Source organism: Streptomyces sp. NPDC097129 (assembly GCF_055668065.1).
In genome coordinates, this window is sequence record NZ_JBVOQE010000008.1 from 232,283 (window position 1) to 257,164 (window position 24,882).

Here is a 24,882-nt window from a genome sequence, read left to right on the forward strand (position 1 = left end):
CGTTCTCCCTCCCCGTCCTGGAAGGAACCGCGTGAGCACCGCAACCCTGCCCCTCAAGCCCATCACCGAGGACTTCAAGGAGGCCGTGGCCTTCGCGCTCGGTCAGAACGACACCGCCCGCGCCTTCGTCGACGAGGTCGTCGAAGCAGGTCTGCGCAACGTCTTCCTGGTGGGCTGCGGCGGCTCGCTCACCGCCGCCTACCCCGTGCAGTACCTGCTGGAGACCCGGGCGCAGTTCCCCGTCTTCCACATGAACAGCGACGAGTTCAACCACCGCAGGCCCGCCCTGCTCGGTGAGGGCTCCCTGGTCCTCGTCTCCTCGCACACCGGCACCACCAAGGAGACCGTCGCCGCCGCCCACTACGCCCGCGAGGCCGGCGCCAAGGTCGCCGCCCTCACCCGCAGCGCCGACAGCCCGCTCGCCGACGCCGCCCACGTGGCCTTCACCTACCGCAGCGAGGACACCGTCGTCGCCCCCAAGGGCGTGCTGTTCGGGCAGCTCGCGTACGCCCTGCTGGAGAAGACCGGCGTCGAGGGCGACTACGCCGCGCTGCGGCAGGCCTACGAGGCGCTGCCCGACGCCCTGTACACCGCTCAGGAGGAGGGCGAGGAGCTGGCCGCGTCGATCGCGACCGCGCTCGCCGACGAGCCGGTGACCTACGTGCTCTCGGCCGGCCCCAACTACGGCGCCGGCTACGGCTTCACCATGTGCTACCTGATGGAGATGCAGTGGAAGCACGGCGGCAGCTACAACGCCGGTGAGTTCTTCCACGGAGCCTTCGAGGTGGTCACCGAGGACCAGCCGGTGATCCTCTTCCTCGGCGAGGACACCACCCGCCCGATGGCCGAGCGGGCGAAGACCTTCCTCGACAGGTACACGAAGAAGGCGCACCACGTGGACTCGACGATGTTCTCCCTGCCGGGCGTCCCCGCCCACCTGCGCGGGGAGATCACCCCCATCGCCCTGGACGTCTTCGGCACCCGCCTCGCCCGCCACTACGAGTCCGTGCGCGGCCACGACCTCGACAAGCGGCGCTACATGTTCCAGGTCGAGTACTGAGCCGCGGCTCCCGGCCCGCTGATCCACCCCGGCCCGGTGCGGCGCCGCACCGGGCCGGTCCCGTACCCGCATCCCGTCCTACTCCCCGCCGAGGAACCCCCATGCGCATCTGCGGAGTCGGCGACAACGTCGTCGACCGCTACCCCCAGCGCGGCCTGATGTACCCGGGCGGCAACGCCCTCAACGTCGCCGTGCACGCCGCCCGGCTCGGCGCCGGGTCCGCCTACCTCGGCGTCACCGGCAACGACGCCGCCGGCGCCCACATCCGCGCCGCCCTCGCCGCCGAGGGCCTGTGCCTCGACCGCCTGCGCACCGCCGACGGCCCCAACGCGTACGCCACCGTGTACGTCGAGGAGGACGGCAACCGCGCCTTCGGCGAGTGCGACGCCACCGTCTCCCGCTTCACCCCCGACGCCGCCGACCTCGCCTGGCTGCGCGGCTTCGACCTCCTGCACACCGGAGACTGCAGCCACCTGGAGCAGGAGCTGCCGCGCCTGGCCGCCGCCTGCCCCGTCAGCTTCGACTTCTCCGACCGCCCCTGGACGTACGCCGCGCCCCTCCTGCCGTCCATGCGCGCCGCAGTCTTCTCCCGCCCGGACGCCGACGACACCGAGGCCCTGGACGTGATCCGGCGTGCCGTCGCGGCCGGAGTGCGCCTGGCGGTGGTGACACGGGGCGGGCGCGGGGCGCTGATCCACTGCGAGGGCACCGTGCACCACCAGGACGTGGTGCCCGTCGAGGCCACCGACACCCTGGGGGCCGGCGACTCCTTCCTCGCGGCCCTCCTCGTCGCCCTGCACCACGAGGGGCGGCCCCTCGCCGACGCGGCCGCCCGCGCCGCCGCGTACGCCGCCGAGGTCTGCACACAGCCCGGCGCGTTCGGCCACCCGCTCGCCTTCGAGGCCGCCGGCACCCCCTGACCCTTCCGCCCGACCGCCAGGAGCCACCCATGCGCCGAACTCCCGCCCCCGTGGTCGGCTGCCTGCTCACCACCCTGCTGATGCTGCTGGTCAGCGGCTGCGGGCAGCGGCCGGTCACCGTCACCCCGAACGACTTCGCGCTCCACGGCCGGCCCCAGGGCCGGCTCACCGTCCTGGAGAAGTGGGCCGACCCCGAGTACGCGCCCTACTTCCAGCAGGCCGTGCGCGCCTACGAGAAGCAGAACCCGGGCGTCAGCATCGAACTCCAGGCGGTCGGCGACCAGCCGTACAAGGACCGCATCGCCGTCCTCGCCGCCTCCCGAGAGCTGCCGGACATCTTCTTCGCCTGGCCCGGCCAGTACGCCCGCAAGTTCGCCGACGGCCGGCTCGCCGCCGACCTCAGCGGCGCGCTCAAGGGCACGGCCTGGGGCGACGGTTTCGAGCGCAACGCCCTCGACGCCTTCACCTTCGACGGACACGTCTACGGCGTCCCCCTCGACGTCGACGCCAAGGTGTTCGCCTACAACACCGCCCTGTTCGCGAAGGCCGGTGTCACGGCGCCGCCGCGCACCTTCCCGGAGCTGCTCACGGCGTGCGACCGCGTCCGGAAGGCCGGCTACACCCCGCTCGCCTTCGGCAACCAGTACGGCTGGCCCGCAGGCCACCTCCTCACCCAGTTCAACGCGTCCGAGGTCCCCGCCGGCGTCCTCGCCCGCGACTACGACGGCCAGGGCGACTTCACCCACCCCGGATACGCCCGCGCCCTGAACGACCTCGCCCGGTTGAAGCAGCGCTGCATGGCCCCCGGCGGCACCAGCATGAGCCACGAGTCCGCGCAGGCCCGGATGGTGTACGGCAAGGCCGCCATGCAGTACCTCGAGACGCTGGAGTTCTCCTACCTCACCGAACAGGGCGGCGCGCCCAAGGAGTTCGCGGACCACTGGGACTTCTTCCCGATGCCGGCCGTCCCCGGCGCGCAGGGCGACCCCAAGGCCATCGCGGGCGGCGCGGACGGACTGCTCGTCTCCAACGCCTCGCCCCACAAGGCCCTCGCGCTCGACTTCCTGAAGTTCCTCACCAGCCGGGCCCAGGCCCGCACCCTGGTCCGCGACCTGGGCTGGCTCAGCGCCGTCAAGGGCACCGCCGACGCGGCCGAACTGCCCGCCCTCGCCAAGGCACAGCGCGTCATCGCCGGGCACGACATGGCCGTATGGCTCGACACCCGGGCCGGGGAGAAGATCGTCAACCCTTACCTGTCGGCGGCCGAGGCCGTCCTCGCCGGTCGTGCCTCCCCGCAGGCGGCCCTGCGCGAGGTGCGGCGCGGCGCCGAACAGGCCCGGCGCTACGGGGTCACCCCGTGACCTGCCCGCACACCCCCGAACCCGCCCCGAAGGAGGTGCCCCCATGGGACACGCCGGCACACCCCACGGCAGCATGCGGCACCGGCTGCGCCACTCCCTGTACGTCGCGCCCGCCCTCGCCCTGATCGCGCTGTTCGTCTACTACCCGATCGTCGAGAACGTCCGGCTCAGCCTGTTCAAGTTCAGCGTCTTCCAGCCCGGCATGCGCTACGTCGGACTGGACAACTACCGCCAGGCGGTCGCGGACCCGGTGTTCTGGCAGGCCCTGCTCAACAACGTCTTCTACGCGGTGACGTCGGTGGTCTTCCAGGTCGGCGCCGCCCTCGTGCTCGCCGCCGTGCTGGAGGAGGCCGTCGGGCGCCGGCTGCGCGGCCTGCTGCGCACCGTGTACTTCGTCCCGGCGGCGGTGTCGATGACGGTGGCGGGCCTGCTCTTCCAGTTCCTCTACCAGCCGGACGCCGGCCTGGTGAACAGCGCCCTGAAGGCCGTCGGCCTCGGCTCCCTCCAGCACGACTGGCTCGGCGACGCCGCCACCTCCATCTGGGGTGTGATCAACATGAGCCAGTGGCAGTCCTTCGGCTACACCACGATGCTGCTCACCGTCGCCATGCAGCGCATCCCGCGCGAACTCTACGAGGCGGCCACCGTCGACGGCGCCGGACGCGTCCGCACCTTCTTCACCGTCACCGTGCCCATGGTGCGCGAGATGACCACCCTGCTCGTCATCCTCACCGTCTCCGGCGCCTTCCTCGTCTTCAACGAGGTGATGGTGATGACCGGCGGCGGCCCGTCCAACTCCAGCCAGGTCCTCGGCACCTGGCTGTACGCCTCCGCCTTCACCGGCGACGACATGGGCTACGCCGCCGCCATCGGCACCGTGATGTTCCTGATCACCTTCGCCGCAGGAGCCGTCCAGCTCCTGCACTCCCGCAGGAAGGCGGCCACGGCATGACCCTCACCCTCGACCGGTCCCGCACCCCGGCCACCGCCGCCGCCCCGCCCACCCGGCGCGCCCGCACAGCCGGCACGGCGGCGCTGCGCGTCCTCGCCCACGCCGCACTCGCGGGCCTCGCGATCGCCGTGCTCTACCCACTGCTCTGGATGGCGGTCTCCGGCCTGAAGTCCAACGGGGAGATCTTCTCCGACCCCTGGGCCCTGCCCGCCCACCCGCACTGGAGCACCTACGCCGCCGCCTGGCACCAGGGCGTGCTCGGTTACCTCCTGAACTCGCTGCTCGTCACCTCCGCGAGCGTCCTCGCCGTGGTACTCGTCAGCGCGTGGGCGGCGTACGGCCTGACCCGCCTGGACATCCCCTGCTCCCAGCCCGCGCTGCTGCTGGTCCTCGGCGCGATGATGCTCTCGCCGACCGTGGCGATCGTCCCGCTGGCCCAGCTGCTGCAGGCCCTGCACATCTACGACACCTACTGGGCGCTGATCGTGCTGTACACGGCGTTCAAGGTGCCCTTCACCACCTTCCTCATCCGCGCCTACCTGCTCGGCCAGCCGGTGGAGGTGGAGGAGGCCGCGTTCCTCGACGGCGCCGGGCGCTGGCAGACGTTCTGGCGGGTGGTCGTGCCGATGGCCCGGCCGATCCTCGTCTCGGCGGCGGTCCTGCAGTCCCTGTTCGCCTGGAACGAGTACGCCTTCGCGCTGGTCTTCATCACCGACGACCGGCTCAAGACGCTGCCCGTCGGCCTCGCCGACATGGCCGGACGGCTCAACTCCGACTGGCCGGTGCTGTTCGCCGGCCTGACCATCGCCGCGCTGCCGATGATCGTGGTCTTCCTGATCGGCCAGCGGCACTTCGTGCGGGGGCTGTCGGCGGGCATCGGCAAGTGAGTTCCGCGGGCCGGTGACCCGAGCGGCGGTCACCCGAACGCGGGGCAGCGGGTCCCCTCGCGGCGTGCTTGCCGGGGCCGCCTCCGGGAAGGCTGGAGCCTGAGGTCCGCACCGCCCACCATGAGTAGGAACCCCCGCGTCATGACCGACAAGCTCACCGTCAGCGTCCTCGGCACCGGCATCATGGGCGCCGCGATGGCCCGCAACCTCGCCCGCGCCGGCCACACCGTCCACGCCTGGAACCGCACCCGCGCCAAGGCCGAACCGCTCACCGCCGACGGCGTACGCGTCGCCGACGACCCCGCGGAGGCGGTCCGGGACGCCGACGTGGTCCTGACCATGCTGTACGACGGCGCCGCCGCCCGGGACGTCATGCATGAGGCCGCTCCCGCCCTGCGCCGGGGCGCCGCGTGGGTCCAGTCCACCACCGCCGGACTGGACGACGTACCCGAACTGGCGGCCTTCGCCCACGAGCACGGCCTGCTCTTCTACGACGCGCCCGTGCTCGGCACCCGCCAGCCCGCGGAGGCCGGGCAGCTCACGGTCCTGGCGGCCGGCCCCACCGAGGGCCGCGACACGGTGACGCCCGTCTTCGACGCCGTCGGCGCCCGCACCGTGTGGACCGGGGAGGACGGCTCCGCGGCCGGCGCGACGCGGCTCAAGCTGGTCGCCAACAGCTGGGTGATCGCTGCCACCGCGGCGGCGGGGGAGGCGCTGGCCCTCGCCAAGGCGCTCGGCGTCGACCCGGGCGGCTTCTTCGACCTCATCGCCGGCGGCCCCCTCGACATGGGATACCTGCACGCCAAGGCGGCCCTCATCCTCGACGACAAGCTGACGCCGCCCCAGTTCGCGGTGGCGACCGCCGAGAAGGACGCCCGCCTGATCGTGGCGGCCGGCGAACGGCACGGCGTCCGCCTCGACGTGGCCGCCGCGAGCGCCGAGCGCCTGGCCCGGGCCGCCGCGCAGGGCCACGCCGACGAGGACATGGTCGCCGCGTACTTCGCCAGCTTCCCCGACGAGCCGGCGTCCTGAGCCATCCATCGACACCCGACACGACGGAGGAACCCCCATGTCCAAGCCGCCGCTGCCGCCCGAGGCCGTGGAGCTGCTGAGCCGCCCCAACCCGTGTGTCATGGCCACCGTGCGCTCCGACGGCGCGCCCGTGTCCACCCCCACCTGGTACCTGTGGGAGGACGGCCGCGTCCTGGTCAACCTCGACGAGGGCCGCGTCCGCCTGAAGCACCTGCGCCGCGATCCGCGGGTGACCCTGACCGTGCTCTCCTCGGACGACTGGTACACCCACGTCACGCTCATCGGCCGCGTCTCCGAGATGTACGACGACGAGGGTCTGGCCGACATCGACCGGCTCGCCACGCACTACATGGGCGGGCCGTACCCGCGCCGGGAACGTTCCCGGATCAGTGCCTGGATCGACGTCGAACGCTGGCACGGCTGGGGCAAGATGAAGGACAGCGACCAGCCGGGCTGAGCCGCCCTCAGCCTCGCCGCAGCGGCCGGGGGACCAGCTCACCGCCGGGCCGGGCCCCGACGCGCTCGGGCCATCGGAGGCTCACCGCCAGTCGACGCCGAAGGCGCGCGCCGGGTTGTGAGTGAGAACGCGCGTCACGAGTTCCTCGCCCAGCACCGCCGCGAGCCGCGGCCGCACCCGCCGCAGGAGGTACGGCATCCCCGGCCCGCCGTCGACGGAGCGTGCCGCTGCGGTCGTGGTGTCGCCGCCGAGCAGCAGCCGCTCGCCGAACCCGGCCTCGGCGAGCGCCGCCACGGCGTCCGGCATGCGCCAGTCGGTCGCGTGGTGGGCGCGGGACGGCCCGTCGAAGGCCAGCCAGCAGCCGGACCGCGCCGCCTGGAGATGCACAACCGGGTCCGGGAAACGGTTCAGATGGCCGAGGATCACCCGGTGCGGCTCCACGCCCAGCTCCCCGCACAGCAGGTCGAGCACGTCCGGTGCGCCCGTGCCCAGTTCCAGGTGGACGGCGATCGGCGCGCCCGTCGCGTGGTGCGCCTCGGCGGCCGCGGTCATCGTCCAGCGGGCGTGCCCGTCCAGGGCGTGGAAACCGCCGGCCACCTTGATCAGCCCGGCCCGCACACCCGAGGCGCCGATACCGCCGGTGAGTTCGGCGACGAACACCTCGGCGAGCCGGCCGCGCAGCTCCTTGAGCACGTTCTCGGCGTAGTGCACGTCCTGGTGCAGTCCCGTCGCGGCGACCAGGCGCACCCCGGTGTCCCGGGACAGCGCCGGCAGGTCGGCGGCCCGCCGTCCCAGCCCGTACGGCGTCCACTGCACCACGCAGCCGCCGCCCTGCTCCCGGAACGCCACCAGCTCCGCCCGCGCGGCGGCCACGCTGTTCAGTTCCTGGCCCGCCAGCCGGGGGCTGGCGAAGAACAGGTGGTCGTGCGCGTCGCACAGCCCCAGCGACTCCGGCTCGACGTCCCCGAGCACCGTGCGGACGGCGCTCACCACTGCCGGCCCCGCGGCAGCCGCCCGCGGCCCGGCGCGGACAGGTGCAGCACCTGGAAAACGTCGCCCTCGGCCGTCGGTTCGGACCGCGACCACAGCGAGAAGTGCACGACCTCCCAGCGGCTGGAGTCGACCACGGCCGCCGCGAGCACGGCCCCGTCCTCACCGGCCAGCCGTGCCGTCCCGGCCGCCGCGTCCGCCATCACCCGCGACAGCGCCACGCCGTCCGGCACGGCCTCGCGGCGGCGCACGGCGAGGACGGCCGGGGCGCCGGCGGCCACGCCCTCCTCGTAGGCCAGTCCCGTCCACTGCCGGACGGACGGCCGGCCGAAGTCGTCGACGGGCCCCTGGAACGGACCGCCCCACAGGAAGCGGTTCATGCCGTCCATGGTGTGCCACAGGTAGAACGGCGCGTACTGGTTCACCGGCGAGCCGTGCACACCGCGTTCGCGGATCAGGTACGCCTTGAGTCCGAGCCCCTCCCACGCGTCCAGTGCGTGTCCGAGGCGGGACACGCGCGCGCGGACGACGCCCATGTCGTAGTCGGCGGGGAGCGTCATCACGTACTGCATGGCGTGCACGGTGGGGTCCTCCTCGGACGGACGGAATCAGGGCGCCAGCAGGGCGAGCAGTCCCCGCACGCCGGCGTCGAAGGCGGCGGGGGAGCCGGAGGCGCGGGCCAGGACATAACCGCCCTGCACGGTCGCGACGATCACCGAGGCGATCTCCTCGCCGTCGAGGCCGGGCGCGAACAGGCCCTGTTCCTTGCCTTCCTCGACGAGCGCGGCGAGCCGGGCCCGCAGCCACGCGAGCGTCTCGTCGACGGGGGCGCGCAGTTCGGGGCTCGCGATGACATCCGGGTCCATGGTCAGCCGGCCCACAGGGCAGCCGCGCAGCACATCGCGTTCCCGCGTGAGATACGCGGCGATGCGCTCGTAGGGGGTGCCCGGGCCGTCGAGCACGCGCGCGGCGGCGGTCCGCATCTCCTCGGCCGTACGCCGGATGGCGGCGAGCGCGAGGTCGGGCTTGCCCTTGAAGTGGTGGTACATGCTGCCCTGCCCGGCGCCCGCGCGCTCCAGGATGGCCTTCGGGCTGGTGCCCACGTAGCCGCGTTCCCACAGCAGTGCGCGGGTGGACTCGATCAACCGCTCCGACGTGCTCACGCCCCCTACTGTACATACTAGTAGTTACAGAATCCGGCGGGTGCGGACGTGCAACCGGCAGTCCTTCCGATATGTCTCCTTCCGTGAAGGGGGACCGCTGTGTCTCCCTCGACAAGGGAGGCCGTCATGACCGCATCCACCGCATCCCGCCCGCCGCGCCGCCGGACCGTCGCCCTGTCCGCCGCTGCGCTCACCCTCGGCGTCCTGGCCACCGCCACGGCCGCCACCGCCTCGCCCGCCGGGCACTCCGCGCAGGCGTCCCGCACCAAGGAGATCGCCACCTCCGTACTCGGCTCGGACTACAAGGTCACGCTCACCGCTCTGCGCTCGGCCACCGACCCCTACGCCGCCTCGGTGCGCCTGCAGGTCTTCGTCCACAAGGGCGGCGCCTGGAAGGAGTCCGACCGCGTCCAGGTGGGCAAGGCGAACAGCTGGTTCTGGTACCCGCTCACCGGCAGCCACGCCGTGGGAACCTTCTCCACCGCGAGCACCGAACCGGCCCCGGTCAAGGTCCGCCTGCTGATCACGCCGTCCATCGGCTACTCCGCGACGTACTCCTACGTCATCCGCCACGGGGACGTCACCGCCCGCTGAGCACCGCCGCGTACTCCCGGAGAGGTACGCGCAACTGCCGCCGGCCGTACGACGACCGGGGAGGGGTGCCGGGGCCAGGCTCGGAAGCACACCGCAAGAACGCGTACTTCCGAGGAGTTGACCGACCATGCAGACCCTGGCGCACTTCGGCGACGGCGGGCCCGGCCCGTGGATCCTGCTCTTCCCGGTGATCTGGGCGCTGGTCATCGGCGGCGGCATCGCGCTGCTGCGCCGCACCGCCCGGCGCGGCGGCCGGCGCGGCCCCTGGCGGCCGCCCGCCGCGGACGACCACTCGCCCCTGACGCTGCTCGGCCGCCGCTTCGCCGCCGGCGAGATCGACGAGGACGAGTACTGGCGCCGGCTGTCCGTCCTCGAAGAGCAGTTCGGCCGCAAGGGCGGTGCGGCATGACGACCACCACCACCGCCGTACGGACGGCCGCCGAGGTCGTCGACGCCGTCAAGACGTACGGCAGCGGCGACACCGCCGTCAGGGCCCTGGACGGGGTGAGCGTGGCCTTCCCGGCCGGACGCTTCACCGCGATCATGGGGCCCTCCGGCTCCGGCAAGTCCACCCTGATGCACTGCGCGGCCGGCCTCGACACCCTCACCTCCGGCTCCGCCCGCATCGGCGGCACCGACCTCGCGGGCCTCGACGACCGCAGGCTGACGCTGCTGCGCCGCGACCGGGTCGGTTTCGTCTTCCAGGCGTTCAACCTGGTGCCGACCCTGACCGTCGCCGAGAACGTCACCCTGCCGCTGGACCTCGCCGGCACCCGGGGCGACCCGGAGTGGATCGACGCGCTGATCGACGTCGTCGGACTGCGCGACCGGCTCCACCACCGGCCCGCCGAGCTGTCCGGCGGACAGCAGCAACGCGTCGCCGTGGCACGGGCGTTCGCCGCCCGGCCCGACGTCGTCTTCGCCGACGAGCCCACCGGCAACCTCGACTCCCGCTCCGGCGGCGAGGTCCTCGGCCTGCTCGGCCGGGCCGTACGCACCATGGACCGCACCGTCGTCATGGTCACCCACGACCCGGTGGCCGCCGCCCACGCCGACGAAGTCGTCTTCCTCGCCGACGGCCGCCTCGTCGACCGGATGCAGGACCCGACCGCCGACCGCGTACTGGACCGCATGAAAGCCTTCGAGGCCCCCTCATGAACGCCGCCGCACGCCTGAGCGTGTCCTCCCTGCGCGCCCACAAGCGCCGCTTCGCCGGCACCTTCCTCGCCGTCTTCCTCGGCGTGGCGTTCCTCGCCGGGACCCTGGTCATGGGCGACACACTGCGCGCCAGCTTCGACTCCATGTTCGGCAGCGCCACCGCCGGCACCGACGCCGTGGTCCGCAGCGCCGACGCCATCACCACCCCCGGCGAGAGCCAGGGCGTACGGCAACCCGTCCGCATCGACCTCGTGAAGCGGATCGAAAGCGTGCCCGGCGTCGCCGCGGCCGCGCCGGACATCCAGGGCGCCGGCCAGCTCGTCGGCGCCGACGGCAAACCCGTCGGCGGTCAGGGACCGCCCACCCTGGCCGGCAACTGGATCACCGACCCACAGCTCAACCCCTACCGGCTCGCCGAGGGGCACGTCCCGCACACGTCGGGCGAGGTCGTCGTCAACCGGGGCGCCGCGAAGAAGGGCGGCCTGCACCTCGGCGGCACCACCGTGCTGCGCACCCCCGACCCCGTGCGGGTGCGGATCGTGGGCCTCGCGACCTTCGGCGGCGCGGACGGCATGGCGCAGGTGACGTTCACCGGGATGACGCAGGCCGACGCCGAGCGGTACCTGACGGCACGGCCGGGCCGGGCGGCGAGCATCCAGGTGCGCGCCACGCCGGGGGTGAGCGAGCGTCAGCTCGTGGAGCGGCTCGCGCCCGTGCTGCCGCACGGCGTGGAGGCGATCACCGGGCAGGAGTCGGCCCAGGAGAACACGGACATGATCTCCAGCCAGTTCCTCACCGTCTTCACCACCTTCCTGCTCGTCTTCTCCGGTGTCGCCCTGCTCGTGGCGACCTTCTCCATCCACAACACCTTCGCCATCGTCGTCGCCCAGCGCACCCGCGAGAACGCCCTGCTGCGCGCGCTGGGCGCCTCCCGCCGCCAGGTGACCGCGGGGACGCTCGTGGAGGCGAGCGCCGTCGCCGTGACCGCCTCGCTCGCCGGACTCGCGGGCGGCGTCGGCATCGCCGCCGGGCTGCAGGCGCTGTTCCCGGCCATCGGGTTCCCCTTCCCGGACGGCGGCCTGGTGATCCGTACGCTGTCGATGGCGCTGCCGCTGGTGGCCGGTGTCCTGGTCTGCCTCGGCTCCGCGCTGCTGCCGGCCGTGCGCGCCGGGCGCACGGCGCCGCTGGCCGCGCTGCGCGCGACGGCCGTCGACACCTCGGGCGCCTCCCGGCCGCGCGCCCTCGCCGGCGCGGTGCTGATCGTCCTGGCCGCCGCCGCGACGCTCACCGGCGTGCTGCTCACGCCCTCGGTGTGGCTGGCCGGCACGGGCGCCGTGCTGGCCCTGGCCGCGTTCGTCGTCCTCGGACCCGTCGCCGCCGGCGTCGCCGTACGCCTCCTCGGCAGCCCGCTCGACCGGCTGCGCGGAGTGACCGGCGCCCTCGCCCGGCGCAACGCGCTGCGCAGCCCCAAGCGGACCGCGGCCACCGCGGGGGCGCTCATGATCGGCGTGGCGGTGGTGTCCCTGTTCACCGTCTTCGGCGCCTCGCTGAAGGCGACCATGGACCAGACCGTCTCGCGCTCCTTCGCCGGTGACGTCGCCGTCAGCACCCCGTCGTTCGGGGCGGGCGGCAGCGGGCTCAGCCCGAAGCTGGCGCCCGCGATCGCCCGGCTGCCCCAGGTGGACACGGCTGTCGGACTCGGCAGGGGAGTGGCCCAGGTCGGCGGCGAGGGACGCGCGCTGACCGTGACCGACCCGGCCGCCCTCGCCCGCACCTTCGACCTCGGCACCGTCCGCGGCGACCTGCGCCACCTCGGCGGCGACGGCATCGCCGTCACCCGCGCCGAGGCCGACCGGCGCGGTCTGAGGCCCGGTGACACCACCGAACTCACCTTCACCGACGGCCGGAAACAGCCCTTCACCGTCCGCGCGGTCTACGGGCAGTCCGAACTCGCCGGCGACTACGTCATCACCCGCGCCGCCTGGGCCCCGCACCGCACGCAGGACTCCGACACGCTCGTCGCCGTCTCCTTCAAGCACGGAGTGAGCACGGACCAGGGCAAGGCCGCCGTGCAGAAGGTCGCCGCACAGTACGGCGACCCGGAGGTGCAGACCCGCGCCGAGTACGCCCGGTCCTCGGCAGGCGGCATCGACATGATGCTCACCCTGGTCTACGCGCTGCTCGCGCTCGCGGTGCTGATCGCCCTGCTGGGCATCGCCAACACGCTGACGCTGGCGATCCACGAGCGCACCCGCGAACTCGGGCTGCTGCGGGCCGTCGGCCAGACCCGCGGCCAGCTGCGGGCCATGGTCCGCTGGGAGTCGGTGCTGGTCGCGGCCTTCGGCACGGCCGGCGGGCTCGGCCTCGGCGCCTTCCTCGGCTGGGTGCTGGTCCAGGCCTCCGACGGCGCGTCGGACAGCGCGTTCGCCTTCGCCCTGCCGCCCGCCCGACTCGCCGTCGTCGCGCTGGTCGGCCTCGCGGCCGGAGCCCTGGCGGGACTCAGGCCGGCCGGTCGCGCGGCCCGCCTGGACGTCCTGCGGGCGATCGCCACCGAGTGAGGCGGGGGCGCGTGCGATCCACGCGGGGGCGATCTCGAGTCAGGTGCGCCGTTGCCGGGTGACGCGGGTGCGCCGGCGGGGGAGGGGGCGCAGTCCCCGGGTGACGTGGGAGCGGCATCGGGGGAGGCGGTGGCGCCGTCGAGCGATACGGCGGGGCCACGCCCGACCCGGGTCCGCGCGGCGCCGCGCCCCTCACCGCCCGGTCAGCCGACAACGGCGGACCGGGCGGGAGCGTGCGCGTGAGCCGGCGCGGGCTCGTCGACCACCGGCGCCACCGGCCCCATGGGCTCGACGGCGACCTCGACGAAACGGGGCGGCTGCGCTGCCGCGGGCTGTGGGGCACGGTCCGGACGGCTGACGGCCGGGGCGGGCGCGGGCAGGATGAACCACACGACCTTCCCGTCCTCGCCCTCGGGGCGCGCCCCCCAGGTCTCGCTGACGGCGGCGACCATGGACAGGCCCCGCCCGCAGGTGGCGTCCGTGTCCGCCGAATGGGCGGTGTCCACGACCGGGAGGCGCGGGTCGCGGTCGCGGACGGAGACGACGAGCCGGTCCAGCAGCAGCTCCATCTCCACGGTGCATGTCTTGTCGGGCTCGGCGTGCTGGTGGACGTTGGTGAGCAATTCCGTCACACCGAGCGTCGCCCGGTCTATGAGGGGATCCAGATGCCAGTAACGCAACTGCGCAGATACGATTCTGCGGACTTGGCCGATCCGCGACGGCAGGGCTTGGAGCTCCACCGTGCAGTGCCTGCTCGGGTAACTGATCACGGCTGCGACTCCCCGACGTGAGGTCCGGAAGAACACGGAGTACGGATCTTCAGCAGGACGCCCGCGTGACGCTGCCGCCTGCTGTCGTGGCCGGCGGGCTGGTTCGCAGCGTTATCGCCGGTAAACCCTAAGTGACGTGTGAACAGAGTGACCCAAGCGACGTGGTCGCGCAACTCGCCGCGACGGGCCGACTGCGTCACGTGCTCACCCACCACGCCCGGCCGCACGCGCCGGCGCTGCGGTGACAGGTGGGCGGCTCCGGCGCGCCGCCGCTGATCCGGACCTGGCCGGCCCGGTGAGCGACCGCGGTCCGCTGTCGATCCGCACGCCCGTGGCCGCGAACTCCGGCTCCGCCATGCCGACCTGCCCCCTCGCGCGATGTGCTGGTCCGGGTGCGCCCAGCCGGGCACACGTGACCCCCCGTCCCGTACGACCCGGGACTGTGGGCCTCGTCACGTCCGGCAGTCTGCCCGCGTGCCGCCGTGAGCACCAGGGTGCGACAGCTCGTCCCGGCGCACTGACCGAATGCGCCCCCCAGGTCACAGCGCGCCCGCCCGCAGGTGCCCCGCCCGCCTCGCACACGCGTGCCCCAGCGCTGCTTTGAGCCGCCCAAAGAGGCGTTTATGCAGGTGAGAAGTGGTGCGCGGGGTGCTTATCATCGGTGTGTCGGCCGCGCGACGCGCCGTCGGCGCGAAGTGTGAGGAGCACTGTCGTGAGCACCATCGAGCACACCCCGGCCGGCGCGACCCTGGACGTCGACCGCAGCGACACCGCCTACCGCGACTGGCTGAAAGAGGCCGTCCGCAAGGTCCAGGCCGACCACAACCGCTCGGCCGACACCCATCTGCTGCGCTTCCCGCTGCCGGAGCACTGGGGCATCGACCTCTACCTCAAGGACGAGTCGACCCACCCCACCGGCAGCCTCAAGCACCGCCTCGCCCGGTCCCTGTTCCTCTACGGCCTGTGCAACGGCTGGATCCGCCCGGACCGCCCGGTGATCGAGGCGTCCAGCGGGTCCACCGCGGTGTCCGAGGCGTACTTCGCCAAGCTGATCGGCGTTCCGTTCGTCGCGGTGATGCCGCGTACGACGAGCGCCGAGAAGATCCGCCTGATCGAATTCCACGGCGGCCGCTGCCACTTCGTGGACGACTCGCGCACGATGTACCAGGAGTCCGCCCGCCTCGCGGCGGAGACCGGCGGCCACTACATGGACCAGTTCACCTACGCCGAACGGGCCACGGACTGGCGCGGCAACAACAACATCGCCGAATCCATCTTCCGCCAGCTGGAGTTGGAGCGGTTCCCGGAACCGGCGTGGATCGTCGCGACCGCCGGCACGGGCGGCACGTCCGCGACCCTCGCCCGCTACGTCCACTACATGCAGTACGACACCCGGATCTGCGTCGCCGACCCGGAGAACTCCTGCTTCTTCGAGGGCTGGACGACCGGCGATCCGGACGTCACCTGCGACTGCGGCTCGCGGATCGAGGGCATCGGCCGGCCGCGCATGGAGCCGAGCTTCGTGCCGGGCGCCGTCGACCGCATGATGAAGGTCCCCGACGCGGCCTCCGTCGCCGCCGTACGCGCCCTGGAGCGGGCCATCGGCCGCAAGGCGGGCGGCTCGACGGGCACCGGACTGTGGAGCGCCCTGAAGATCGTCGCCGAGATGGTGGCGCAGGGCCGCCGCGGCAGCGTCGTCACCCTGCTGTGCGACCCCGGCGACCGCTACCTCGACAAGTACTACTCCGACGCCTGGCTCACGGAACAGGGCCTGGACATCGCCCCGTACACCGCCGCGATCGACGCGCTGCTGGCGACGGGGGTGTGGCCGGACCGCGGGTGACCAGGGCGGACGGCGGGTGACGAGGGCGGACGGCGGATCGGGCGGGCGTTGCGTGGGCGGGCCCGCCAGGCGCCAGGCGCGGTGCGGTGAACGGGGGCCGTGTGGGTGGGGGCCGTGTGGGTGGGGGGGGGCCGTGTGGGGTGGGGGCTAGGCCGCCAGCCGCCGGTCCAGTGCCGTCACCGCGTCCCGGAACGACCGGCCCAGTGCGGGGCGGGCCGCTGTCAGAGCGAGCCGGAACGGGAGCGCGCCGTCGGCGGCGAAGGTCCACTGGACGCGGGTGCCCGTGCCGGCCGGCGCCAGGCGCCACTCCTCGACCAGCGCGCGGGCGCCCGGGGCGTTGGTGACGTCGATCCGGTAGGCGTACACCTCCGCTTCCTTCGCCGCGAGGACCGTCTCCAGGAAACGCACGCCGCCCCGCAGCCGCACCTCCCGGCGCGCGCCGTCGTCGAAGGGCCGGGCCAGCGCCACCGCCGAGAACCACGCGGGCCAGCCCGAAACGTCCTCGGCCAGCGCCCGGTACACCCGCTCCGGCGGGGCCGTGATCTCCCGCGCGAAGACATGCCGTACGGCGGCGGTGTCCAGGAAGCCGAGTTCCACCGGGCGCAGTCGGTGAGCCATGGGTGCATCCCCCTTCGCAGCGGCGCGCGTTCGGGCCGTCACGATAGCTGGCGGTCCGTCAGTTGTCTGCGGCCTGCCCCGATACGCCGTCCTGTTCGAGCGCGCGATCCTGTCCGGACTCGCCCGCGACGATCAGCCGCACTTGCTCCGCGATCTCGGCGCGCGCCTCGCGCGGCAGCCCGGCGTCGGTCACCCAGGTGTCGATCTGCTCCAGCTTCGCGAACGAACTCAGGCCCACCGTGCCCCACTTGGTGTGGTCGGCGACCACGACGACCCGGCGCGCCGACTGCACCAGCCGCCGGTTCGTCTCCGCCTCCGCGAGGTTCGGCGTCGACAGGCCTGCCTCCACGGATATCCCGTGCACCCCGAGGAACAGCACGTCGAAGTGGAGCGCCGCGATCGCCTGATCGGCCACCGGCCCCACGAGCGAGTCGGACGGGGTGCGCACGCCACCGGTGAGCACCACCGTCGCCGCCCCCTGCCGCGGGCCGGAGGTGCGCTGCGCCGCGTGGAAGACGTCCGCCACCCGCACCGAGTTGGTCACCACGGTCAGATCCGGCACGTCCAGCAGCCGGTGCGCCAGCGCATAGGTCGTCGTACCGCCGGACAGGGCGATCGCGCTGCCCGGCACGACCAGTTCGGCCGCCGCCCGCGCGATGTCCTCCTTCGCCGTCAGCTCCAGGCCCGACTTGGCCTCGAACCCCGGCTCGTGCGTGCTCGCCTCGACCACCGGCACCGCGCCGCCGTGCACCTTCTCCAGCACACCCTGCCGGGCCAGCGCGTCCAGGTCACGGCGGACCGTCATGTCCGACACGCCGAGCTTGCGGGTCAGCTCGTTGACGCGAACGCCGCCGCGGCGACGGACCTCGTCCACGATCAGGGCGCGCCGCTGCTCCGCGAGGAGGTTCTGATTCTCACTCACGTGACGCTCCGGTCCTTTCGCCTCACACCGCCGTCTGCTCCGACCGCCCGGCGCACCCGCCGGGGCGAGGAACCGGCCCCCGCCCGGGTGTGCGGACGTCCCATCCTCGCACGTCGCCCGGTACGGCGCGCCATCCGCTCGGCCCGTCGCGCACATGTCATCGTGATGCCGTGGCCCGGTCCGCCGCCGCACGGATCGGGGAGATTCCGTGACGGAGGGTGTACGGCCCACCGCGAACGGAGATCCTTGGGGCGGCACGACACAGCCGACGGCGGGCACCGCGGGGGAAGTGCGGACAGTGGAACGCGCGCAGACAACGGCCCTGGAACTCCTCGTTCACGGAGTGGGGGGCGCCACACCCGAGAAGATGCTGGGCGATCCGCGCACGGTACGGATCTCCGGCGACGACACGGCCGCCGTCTTCCGGCGCGCCGACGACGTGGACGCCGAGCAACACCCGGCCGACCACGGCGGCAAGCCGGTGCCCGAGGCGTACGTGTGGTGCAACCTCACCTCCGGCAACGGCACTCGCGCGCTGTGGCTGCTGCTCCTGCCGTTCATGGTGGTCAACCTCGCCCACTGGATGCGCCCCGCCGCCCACGGCCGCCGCCGCACCGTGCGCCTGTACGGGCTGCTGGTGCGGCTCGCCGGACTGACGCTGACCGTGCTGCTGGTGGCGGCCGCCTGCGAGGTGGCCCTGGACCTGGCCGCCTGGCAGTGCGCGGGCACGCACGCGTGCGCGCGACGGCACTCCTGGCTCGGCTTCCTGTCGCCCACCGAGTCCGCCGGCGGCTGGTGGAGCCGCCCGGGACGCCGGCTCGCGCTCGCCGCACTCGTCCCCGCCGCGCTCACCGGACTGCTGTGGTATCTCTCCCTGCGCACCTGGAACGCCTACGAGTCCACCGAACCGATGGACCGCCCCGTCGAACCGGACGAGGCGATCGGCCGCACCGCCCTGAGCCGGCCCGGCTTCTGGTACGGCCGTCGTCTCGTCGCCCGGCTGCGCGCCGCGCACACCGCCGCCGGACTGCTCACCGTCGCCGCCGCCCTGACCGCGGCGGCGGCACGCTTCGACCACCGCCCGGGCGGACCCGCCGTGCTCGACCTCCTCGGACGGTTGCTGGAAGGCGCCGTCGCCGCCGGCGCGGTCACCGTCGTGTGGGTGGTGTGCCGCCGCGGCCGCAGCGAACGCCGCCCGGACCGCGCGCTCGACGCGCACCTCGTGCGGTGGCTGCCGCTGGCCGCGCTGCTGCTCCTGCTCGCCGCAGCGGTGTACGCCGGCTGGGAACGGCCGGGCTGGCGGTCGGTCGGCCGGCTGCCGGGGAACGCGACGTTCGCCGGGATCACCCTTGCGCAGAGTCTGCTCGTCGTCGTCCTCGGCGTGGTCGCCGGTCTGCTGCACCGCACCCGGCCCGACCGGCGCGCCGCGATGCGCGGCCTCGGCGGACCCGCCGTGGCGATGCTCGCCTGTGCCCTGGGCGGCGTGATGTCCGGCGGCGTGTCCCAGCGCGTCGCCGACTGGCTGGACGGCACCGGCGCCTCGATCCCCGGGCCGCCCGTGCTGCTCACCTGGCAGGCCTCCGTCATCCCGCCCATGGTCGTGGTGGTGCTCGCGCTGTGCGGCTGGCTCACCCACCGGGCCTGGCAACTGCGCCGCGCGGAGATCCCCGCCGTCCGGCGCGACTATCCCGGCGCGGCCGGCGACGGGTCCCTCACCCGCCGTATCGCCACCGTGCGCGCGCTGGCCTCGCTCACCGACCGCGGACCCCGGATCGTCGCGATCACCTCCGTCACCACGCTGCTGCTCGGCGCCGCGGCCCTCGTGGGCGCGCTGGGCAGCGGCAGGACCCCGGTGGGGGCCGCGCGGAACGCGCACCCCTTCGTCCAGGGCGCCGCCGAGACCGCGCAGGCGCTCGGCTCCTGGCTGATAGGGCTCGGCTTCCTGCTGTTCGTCACCTGGGGGCGGCGCGCCTACAAGGACCCCTCCGCCCGGCGCACCATCGGCATCCTGTGGGACGTCGGCACCTTCTGGCCGCGCGCCGCGCACCCCTTCGCGCCGCCCTGCTACGCCGAGCGCGCGGTGCCCGACCTGACCTGGCGGATGGCCACCTGGACCCGCGCCACCGGAGGCCGGCTGGTGATCTCCGGGCACTCCCAGGGCAGCGTGCTCGCCGCGGCGGCCGCCTGGCAGCTGCCGCCGTCCGCCCGCCGGCGCGTGGCGCTGCTGACCTACGGCTCCCCGATCGAGCGGCTCTACGGCCGCTGGTTCCCCGCCTACTTCGGGCCGGCCGCCCTCGCCTCGCTGCACCAGGACGTCGACCGCTGGCGCAACCTGTACCGGCTCACCGACCCCATCGGCGGCCCTGTGCGGCTCACCGGCGATTGCGGGCCCGAGGTCGACCGGGCGCCCCTGAAGGACCCCCTGTCCTACGGCCGCACCGTCCTGCATCCGCTGCCCGCACCGATCCTCGGCCACTCCGACTACCAGGCCGACCCGGCCTTCGCGGAGGAACGACGGCTGCTGCTGGCCCGGTTGCAGCCGTCGGAGCCCACCGCGGCGGACGGCGCGGGGGACCCCGAGACGCCCGGCGCGCCCGGCGTGCCCTCCCCGCGGCCGCAGGACGGCGAACGAAGCGCGGAGAGCGCCTGAGCGGCGGTGGTGTCAGGGCAGATCCGGCAGGTCCTCCGGGTACAGCAGGGTCAGGTCGTCGGTGTCCGGCTGGGCCAGCTGTGCCACCCGGCCGGCGTGCCGTTCCACCATCGCCTCGAACGTCTGCCGGGCCGTACGCCCGTTACCGAAGGCCGGGCCCTTGGGGATCGCCGTGAAGTACTTCAGCAGCGACTCGGCCGTGCCCGGCGCCAGCCGGTACTCGTGCTCTTCCGCCTGCTGCTCCACGATCCGCAGCAGCTCGTCGGGGCCGTAGTCGCCGAAGGTGATCGTCCGTGAGAAACGGGAGGCTACGCCCGGGTTGACGGACAGGAAGCGTTCCATCTCCGCGGTGTAGCCGGCGACGATCACCACCACGGCGTCACGGTGGTCCTCCATCAGCTTCACCAGCGTGTCGATGGCCTCCTTGCCGAAGTCGCGGCCGCCGTCCTCGGGGGAGAGCGCGTACGCCTCGTCGATGAACAGCACACCGCCGCGCGCCCGCTGGAACGCCTCCTGGGTGCGGATCGCCGTGGAGCCGATGTGCTCGCCGACCAGATCGACGCGGGACACCTCCACCAGGTGGCCCTTGTCCAGCACACCGAGGGAGGCGAGGATCTCGCCGTACAGGCGGGCGACCGTCGTCTTGCCCGTGCCGGGGGAGCCGGTGAACACCAGATGCCGTTTGGCGGAGGCGGCCTTCAGTCCGGCCTCCCGGCGGCGCCGGCCCACCTCGATCATGTCGGTGAGCGCGCGGACCTCCCGCTTGACGTTCTCCAGGCCCACCAGCGCGTCGAGTTCCCCGAGCACGTCCTTGCTGGTGCGCGCCGACTGTACGGCCTCCTCGGCGGCGGGCGGCTCAGGAGCGACGGCGCGCTGGTCCGGGACCGCGCCCAGCAGTCCCGTCGAGCCGCTCACCGACTGCACGGCCGTCTCCAGCACCGCCGGCGGCCGCAGGCTCGCGCTCTCGTCGCTGGTGCAGTCCTCCACCAGCGGGCCGGTCCCCGAACCGGCGTCCGGGCCGGCGTCGGCGAACTCGAAGCCCCCACGCGCGCAGCGCTCCGTGCGGCACTTCCTCAGCGTCGTGCGGCAGCCGTCGATCACATGGAAGCCGTAGCCGTCGCTGCCCGACACCCGGCAGCCGAGGAAGCTGCCGCGGCCGCCCGCCGAGACGTAGAAACCGGCCTCGGTGGGGGAGTCGACCGTGCACCGCTCGACCGTCGGGTCAGCGCCCTTGGTGACGATCACGCCTGTCTGGGTGCCCGCCACCGTGCAGGAGTTGAGCGTGCCGCCGCTGCCGTGGTCGCGGAACCACGCCCCGGTCGCCGCGTCCCGGATCCGGCAGTCGTCGAGCTGCGCGGTGGCGCCGTCGCTGACCGACACGGCGGTGTTGCGCACCTGGAACAGGTCGCTGTCGACGACGTCCACGCGCGAACCCCGGTCGAGGACGAACAGCGCGTCGGGGACGTCGTGCACCCGGCAGGAGTCCAGTACGGCCGTCGCGCCGTCGCTCACCCACACGGCCGGGTAGTCCCCCGTGCTGTCGAAGATCTCGCACTGGTTGGCGTCCACCCGGGTCCCCGGGTCCCACACCGACAGGCCGTTGCGGCCGAACTGCCGCACCGACGTGCGGGTGAGCGTGAGCACCGAACGCGAGCGCAGATCGACCGCGTTCTCGGGGATGTCGTGCAGCCGGCAGTCGGCCAGGGTGACCACCGCGTCGGTGTCCAGCGTGATCCCGTCCGCGGTGGTGCGGTGCACGTCGCAGTCGGTGAGGTGGGCGGTGGCCCGGCCGGTGATCTGCACCCCGGTGCCGCGCACCTCGTAGATCTCGCACCCCACCGCCTCCAGCGCGGAGCCGTCGCCGGTCGCGGACAGTCCGGCGCCGGAGGCGTGGTGGACGCGGCAGCGCTCCAGCCGCGGATGGGCGCCGCCGCGCACCGCGACGCCCGCCTGCCCGGCGGCGACCACCTCGCAGTCCTCGAACACCCCGCCGCCACCGTCGACGACGGCGATGCCGACACCGGCCGGGTTGTCCACGGTCAGCCGCCGCACGGTGGGCCGCGCGCCGCCGCGGACCTCCACCCCGGCCGCCGAACGGGTCACGATCCGGATGTCCTTGAGCTCCGGCGTGCCCTCCTCGACCAGCAGGGCGGGCGCCGCCGCGTCCTGGCCCTCCACGTGCAGGTCCTGCACCACGGCCGAGGCCCGCACCGTCAGCGGCACTCCGTCGAGGGGCGCGATGCGCACACTGCCCGGCGAGCCCTCCGGGCCGCGCAGCGTCACCGCCCGCTGCACGACGAGGTTCTCCCGGTAGGTGCCGGGGGCGATGGTGAGGACGTCCCCGTCGGTCGCGGCCTCCAGGGCGGCGGCGAGCGACGCGTACTCACCCGTGCGGCGCCGCCACCTCGATGTGCCGGTGTGCGTCACCTGGACCGTGCCCTGTGCCATGGCGTTGCTGTGCCCCCACCTCGTCGTACTGTGGCTCGTTCGCCGTCGGGGCGCGCCCCTGCGGCTCCCTCACACGCGGGATGTTGCCGAAGAGCTCGGCCGGTCCACCGTAGCGTGCGCGGGGCCGGTGAGTTGACCGGAGGCGGAACGCGGTCAGCTGCCGGCGCCGGTCCGGCCCCAGTCCGGGCCCGCCCGCAGCCAGGCGCGGTCCCAGCGGGCGTAGCGGCGGCGGACCATGCGCCAGACGATCAGCCGTCTGACCGCCTCGATCAGACCGCCCACGGCCAGGGCCGTGCCGACGCCGGCGAGCACGGCGTGCGTGGCCGCGGTGGTGGAGTCCAGGGGACGGGCGGCGAGGTCGCCGTGCGGGTCCGTCCATATCGCGAAGTGGTCGCCGGGACGCGGGGACTTCAGCGTCGTCATGATCGGGCCGTGGTGCGCGCTGCCGTCCGGTCCCCGCCAGTCGGCCAGGACCCGGCTGCGGGTGTCGCGCCCGGCGGCCAGGTCGGGGTTCGCCTCCACGGGGGCGCGCTCCACCTCGTGGTCCACGGTGGCCGCCACCTCGTGGCGTGTGTGCCGTTGGTCGCGCACCGACTGCTGCAGGGCGCCGTCGGCGGCCCTCCCGGCGAGGGCGCCGGCCACGGGCGCGACGACAAGGATCAGCAGCAGGGCCGTCAGGCTCAGCCAGGCCTCCGCCAGATCCGTCCCGCGGCGCAACGGATTGCGCCGCCAGCGCCACAGCCCGCGGATCGCTCGCACCATCGTCCCGCACCCCCTTCCCGCTCCGTGATAACTCCGTCCGGAGCCGCCCACCGGAGAACCCGGTGGAAGAGAGAGGGAAATCACCTCCCACCGGCGGTCCTCAGGAACCTCTCATCCTCCCAACGAGCGGGCCCCGGCGAAGGGTTCCCCGCGGGCGCCGGATCCAGCCGGACCCAGATGGAGGTCGTGGGGCCGGGGGGGTGAGAGCCGGGGCAGGAGGCGAGGCGGAGAGCCGGGTCGGGAGAGAACCGGGTCAGCGGGGAGAGCCGTCGAGCACGCGCACCGGGTCGCCGACCCGGATGGTGCCCGGGGAGAGGGGCACCAGGTTCTGGCCGAACACGAGCTGCTTGCCGAAGCGGCGGTGCCGGCCGAGCGTGCGCAGAGGCTCCTTGCCGCGTACGGCGGTGTCCTGGTCGGTGGTGGTCACGACGCAGCGGCCGCTCGGCTTGGCCACGCGCAGGACGACGTCGCCGATCGCGATGCCGGTCCAGCCGTCCTCGGCCCACGGCTCGGTGCCCGACACGACGACGTTGGGCCGGAAGCGGTTCATGGGCAGCGGGCCCTCGTGGGCGTACGCGCCCTGCGCCAGCAGGGAGTTGAGGGCGTCCAGGGACGCGGTGGTGGTGAGCAGCAGCGGGAAGCCGTCGGCGAACGAGACGGTCTCACCGGGCGAGGCGTAGTCGGGATCGACCGGGCGGCGCGTGGCCGGGTCGTCCATGTGGACCAGGCGCACGTCCTCGCCGAGGTAGGAGCTGCACCAGGCGTGGGCGGCGGCGTCGGCGGGCACCGCCTCGACCTTGTCGCCGAAGATGTCCGCGGTCACCGTGCCGGCCGCGTCCGGGACGGTGACCGTCAGCGGGTCGAGGCCGGGCGCGGACAGCAGGACGCCGACGCCGGGCACGGGCTCGGCGGCGGCCAGGGCGAGGCGCGGCTGTTCGCGCTGGGTGACGACCTTTCCCCCGTTGTCGATCAGCACCCAGCGCCGGTCTCCGGTCAGCCCCCAGGGCTCCACGACGGCTTCCCGGAGCGACAGGCTCCGGAACGCCTTGACCGGATGGACGTGTATGGACAGCAGTTCCGCGTTCCCCATGGGGTCATCCTGCCAGGAGGCACCGGCATCCTCGCGGCGGTCAGTAGCCGCGGTACTGCTGGTTGTTGTACGGATCCTGGTACGGCGCCGGGGCGGGCCGGGGAGCCGCGGGGCGCATCGCCTCGTAGCCCATGTTCTGCGGCGCCGCCGGGCGGGGCTGCTGCGGGTACTGGCCGGGGTAGCCGCGCGGCGCGGTGGCCTGCTGCGGGATGTAGGCCGTGGGCGCCTGCTGCAGCGGGGCGGGCTGCTGCATGTGCGGGTAGCCGTAGGAGGGCTGGGACGGCGCCGCCGGGAGGGCGGGCAGGGCGGACGGCAGCGCGGGCAGCTGGCTGCCGGGCGCGTCGTACGCGGCGGGGACCCGGATCGGGGCGATCTGCGGGGTGCCTCGTTCGGCCACGAGGGAGTCGTAGATCGGGGTGTCCGGGAAAGAGGCGGAGTAGTAGCCGCCACCATAAGTGGAGCGGGGGGAGGTCATGGCACATAAGTTAAGCCCACGATGTGCTGGTTGGGGAGACCGATAAGAGGGTTGTTTTGCGTGCCCTGAGTGACCACCGATCCCCAATCCGAGCGAACGTGGGAAAAAGGGGCAGCGACGACGGCGATATTCCTGTAAAGCGCGAGTTCCCAGTGGGTTACCGGCGGTTGAC

At 73.6% G+C, this 24,882-nt stretch carries 23 protein-coding genes; 13 read left to right on the forward strand and 10 right to left on the reverse strand.

What is annotated here, in order from left to right; all coding sequences use genetic code 11:
- Positions 1-31: 31 nt before the first annotated feature.
- The 7 genes from AC0B9F_RS23700 to AC0B9F_RS23730 all read left to right on the forward strand — a co-directional run bounded on the left by AC0B9F_RS23700 (position 32) and on the right by AC0B9F_RS23730 (position 6,669).
- The gene (locus AC0B9F_RS23700) at positions 32-1,060 is read left to right on the forward strand and encodes an SIS domain-containing protein (protein WP_472005751.1); all 1,029 of its coding nucleotides are present in this window, start codon (positions 32-34) and stop codon (positions 1,058-1,060) included.
- 101 nt (positions 1,061-1,161) lie between these two features.
- Positions 1,162-1,980 carry a PfkB family carbohydrate kinase gene (locus AC0B9F_RS23705; RefSeq protein WP_472005754.1) on the forward strand — a complete coding sequence of 273 codons (819 nt, stop codon included), beginning with the start codon at positions 1,162-1,164 and terminating at the stop codon, positions 1,978-1,980.
- 29 nt (positions 1,981-2,009) lie between these two features.
- A complete protein-coding gene (locus tag AC0B9F_RS23710; RefSeq protein WP_472005756.1) occupies positions 2,010-3,341 on the forward strand; it encodes an ABC transporter substrate-binding protein in 1,332 nt (443 codons plus the stop codon).
- A 43-nt stretch (positions 3,342-3,384) separates the two neighbouring features.
- The gene (locus AC0B9F_RS23715; protein WP_472005758.1) at positions 3,385-4,293 is read left to right on the forward strand and encodes a carbohydrate ABC transporter permease; all 909 of its coding nucleotides are present in this window, start codon (positions 3,385-3,387) and stop codon (positions 4,291-4,293) included.
- Complete coding sequence (locus AC0B9F_RS23720; RefSeq protein WP_472005760.1) at positions 4,290-5,180, forward strand: carbohydrate ABC transporter permease; 891 nt, start codon at positions 4,290-4,292, stop codon at positions 5,178-5,180. The genes AC0B9F_RS23715 and AC0B9F_RS23720 overlap by 4 nt, the downstream gene beginning before the upstream one ends.
- Positions 5,181-5,321: 141 nt before the next feature.
- Positions 5,322-6,212 carry an NAD(P)-dependent oxidoreductase gene (locus tag AC0B9F_RS23725; RefSeq protein WP_472005762.1) on the forward strand — a complete coding sequence of 297 codons (891 nt, stop codon included), beginning with the start codon at positions 5,322-5,324 and terminating at the stop codon, positions 6,210-6,212.
- A gap of 37 nt (positions 6,213-6,249) precedes the next feature.
- The gene (locus AC0B9F_RS23730) at positions 6,250-6,669 is read left to right on the forward strand and encodes a PPOX class F420-dependent oxidoreductase (RefSeq protein ID WP_472005764.1); all 420 of its coding nucleotides are present in this window, start codon (positions 6,250-6,252) and stop codon (positions 6,667-6,669) included.
- A gap of 81 nt (positions 6,670-6,750) precedes the next feature.
- Here AC0B9F_RS23730 and AC0B9F_RS23735 read toward each other — a convergent pair whose 3' ends face one another.
- From AC0B9F_RS23735 to AC0B9F_RS23745, 3 genes are read right to left on the reverse strand one after another with little or no spacing between them, the layout of a single operon-like run.
- Complete coding sequence (locus tag AC0B9F_RS23735; RefSeq protein WP_472006114.1) at positions 6,751-7,659, reverse strand: phosphotriesterase family protein; 909 nt, start codon at positions 7,657-7,659, stop codon at positions 6,751-6,753.
- The gene (locus AC0B9F_RS23740) at positions 7,656-8,240 is read right to left on the reverse strand and encodes a DUF4865 family protein (protein WP_472005766.1); all 585 of its coding nucleotides are present in this window, start codon (positions 8,238-8,240) and stop codon (positions 7,656-7,658) included. Before AC0B9F_RS23740 ends, AC0B9F_RS23735 begins: the two co-directional genes overlap by 4 nt.
- A 27-nt stretch (positions 8,241-8,267) precedes the next feature.
- Complete coding sequence (locus AC0B9F_RS23745) at positions 8,268-8,822, reverse strand: TetR/AcrR family transcriptional regulator (protein WP_472005768.1); 555 nt, start codon at positions 8,820-8,822, stop codon at positions 8,268-8,270.
- Positions 8,823-8,948: 126 nt separating this feature from the next.
- On the opposite strand from AC0B9F_RS23745, the gene AC0B9F_RS23750 reads away from it, so the two are divergent.
- The 4 genes from AC0B9F_RS23750 (at position 8,949) to AC0B9F_RS23765 (ending at position 13,132) form a co-directional block, all read left to right on the forward strand.
- Complete coding sequence (locus AC0B9F_RS23750; protein ID WP_472005770.1) at positions 8,949-9,416, forward strand: hypothetical protein; 468 nt, start codon at positions 8,949-8,951, stop codon at positions 9,414-9,416.
- Positions 9,417-9,543: 127 nt separating this feature from the next.
- The gene (locus AC0B9F_RS23755; RefSeq protein ID WP_472005771.1) at positions 9,544-9,825 is read left to right on the forward strand and encodes an SHOCT domain-containing protein; all 282 of its coding nucleotides are present in this window, start codon (positions 9,544-9,546) and stop codon (positions 9,823-9,825) included.
- Complete coding sequence (locus tag AC0B9F_RS23760; protein ID WP_472005773.1) at positions 9,822-10,574, forward strand: ABC transporter ATP-binding protein; 753 nt, start codon at positions 9,822-9,824, stop codon at positions 10,572-10,574. Before AC0B9F_RS23755 ends, AC0B9F_RS23760 begins: the two co-directional genes overlap by 4 nt.
- Positions 10,571-13,132 (forward strand): ABC transporter permease, encoded by a 2,562-nt coding sequence (locus AC0B9F_RS23765; protein ID WP_472005775.1) that lies wholly within the window; start codon positions 10,571-10,573, stop codon positions 13,130-13,132. The genes AC0B9F_RS23760 and AC0B9F_RS23765 overlap by 4 nt, the downstream gene beginning before the upstream one ends.
- A gap of 203 nt (positions 13,133-13,335) precedes the next feature.
- On the opposite strand, the gene AC0B9F_RS23770 is transcribed toward AC0B9F_RS23765, so the two are convergent.
- Positions 13,336-13,902 (reverse strand): ATP-binding protein, encoded by a 567-nt coding sequence (locus tag AC0B9F_RS23770; RefSeq protein WP_472005777.1) that lies wholly within the window; start codon positions 13,900-13,902, stop codon positions 13,336-13,338.
- 712 nt (positions 13,903-14,614) lie between these two features.
- On the opposite strand from AC0B9F_RS23770, the gene cds1 reads away from it, so the two are divergent.
- Complete coding sequence (cds1, locus tag AC0B9F_RS23775; RefSeq protein ID WP_472005779.1) at positions 14,615-15,745, forward strand: L-cysteine desulfhydrase Cds1; 1,131 nt, start codon at positions 14,615-14,617, stop codon at positions 15,743-15,745.
- A gap of 147 nt (positions 15,746-15,892) precedes the next feature.
- On the opposite strand, the gene AC0B9F_RS23780 is transcribed toward cds1, so the two are convergent.
- Together AC0B9F_RS23780 and AC0B9F_RS23785 are read right to left on the reverse strand one after the other, a co-directional pair.
- Positions 15,893-16,363: an SRPBCC family protein gene (locus tag AC0B9F_RS23780; protein WP_472005781.1), complete on the reverse strand. Its 471-nt coding sequence runs from the start codon at positions 16,361-16,363 to the stop codon at positions 15,893-15,895.
- Positions 16,364-16,421: 58 nt separating this feature from the next.
- A complete protein-coding gene (locus tag AC0B9F_RS23785; RefSeq protein ID WP_472005783.1) occupies positions 16,422-17,285 on the reverse strand; it encodes a DeoR/GlpR family DNA-binding transcription regulator in 864 nt (287 codons plus the stop codon).
- 298 nt (positions 17,286-17,583) lie between these two features.
- On the opposite strand from AC0B9F_RS23785, the gene AC0B9F_RS23790 reads away from it, so the two are divergent.
- Positions 17,584-19,935, forward strand: coding sequence for a hypothetical protein (locus tag AC0B9F_RS23790; RefSeq protein WP_472005785.1), 2,352 nt, complete (start codon positions 17,584-17,586; stop codon positions 19,933-19,935).
- A 12-nt stretch (positions 19,936-19,947) separates the two neighbouring features.
- Here the strand turns inward: AC0B9F_RS23790 and AC0B9F_RS23795 are convergent, their stop codons facing one another.
- From AC0B9F_RS23795 to AC0B9F_RS23810, 4 genes are all read right to left on the reverse strand, one after another.
- A complete protein-coding gene (locus AC0B9F_RS23795) occupies positions 19,948-22,383 on the reverse strand; it encodes a right-handed parallel beta-helix repeat-containing protein (protein ID WP_472005787.1) in 2,436 nt (811 codons plus the stop codon).
- Between the two features lie 153 nt (positions 22,384-22,536).
- Entirely contained in the window at positions 22,537-23,142 is a 606-nt protein-coding gene (locus tag AC0B9F_RS23800; protein ID WP_472006116.1) for an Rv1733c family protein, read from the reverse strand.
- A gap of 256 nt (positions 23,143-23,398) precedes the next feature.
- Positions 23,399-24,235, reverse strand: coding sequence for an MOSC domain-containing protein (locus tag AC0B9F_RS23805; protein ID WP_472005789.1), 837 nt, complete (start codon positions 24,233-24,235; stop codon positions 23,399-23,401).
- Between the two features lie 40 nt (positions 24,236-24,275).
- Positions 24,276-24,710 carry a DUF6643 family protein gene (locus AC0B9F_RS23810; RefSeq protein ID WP_472005791.1) on the reverse strand — a complete coding sequence of 145 codons (435 nt, stop codon included), beginning with the start codon at positions 24,708-24,710 and terminating at the stop codon, positions 24,276-24,278.
- Positions 24,711-24,882: the final 172 nt, after the last annotated feature.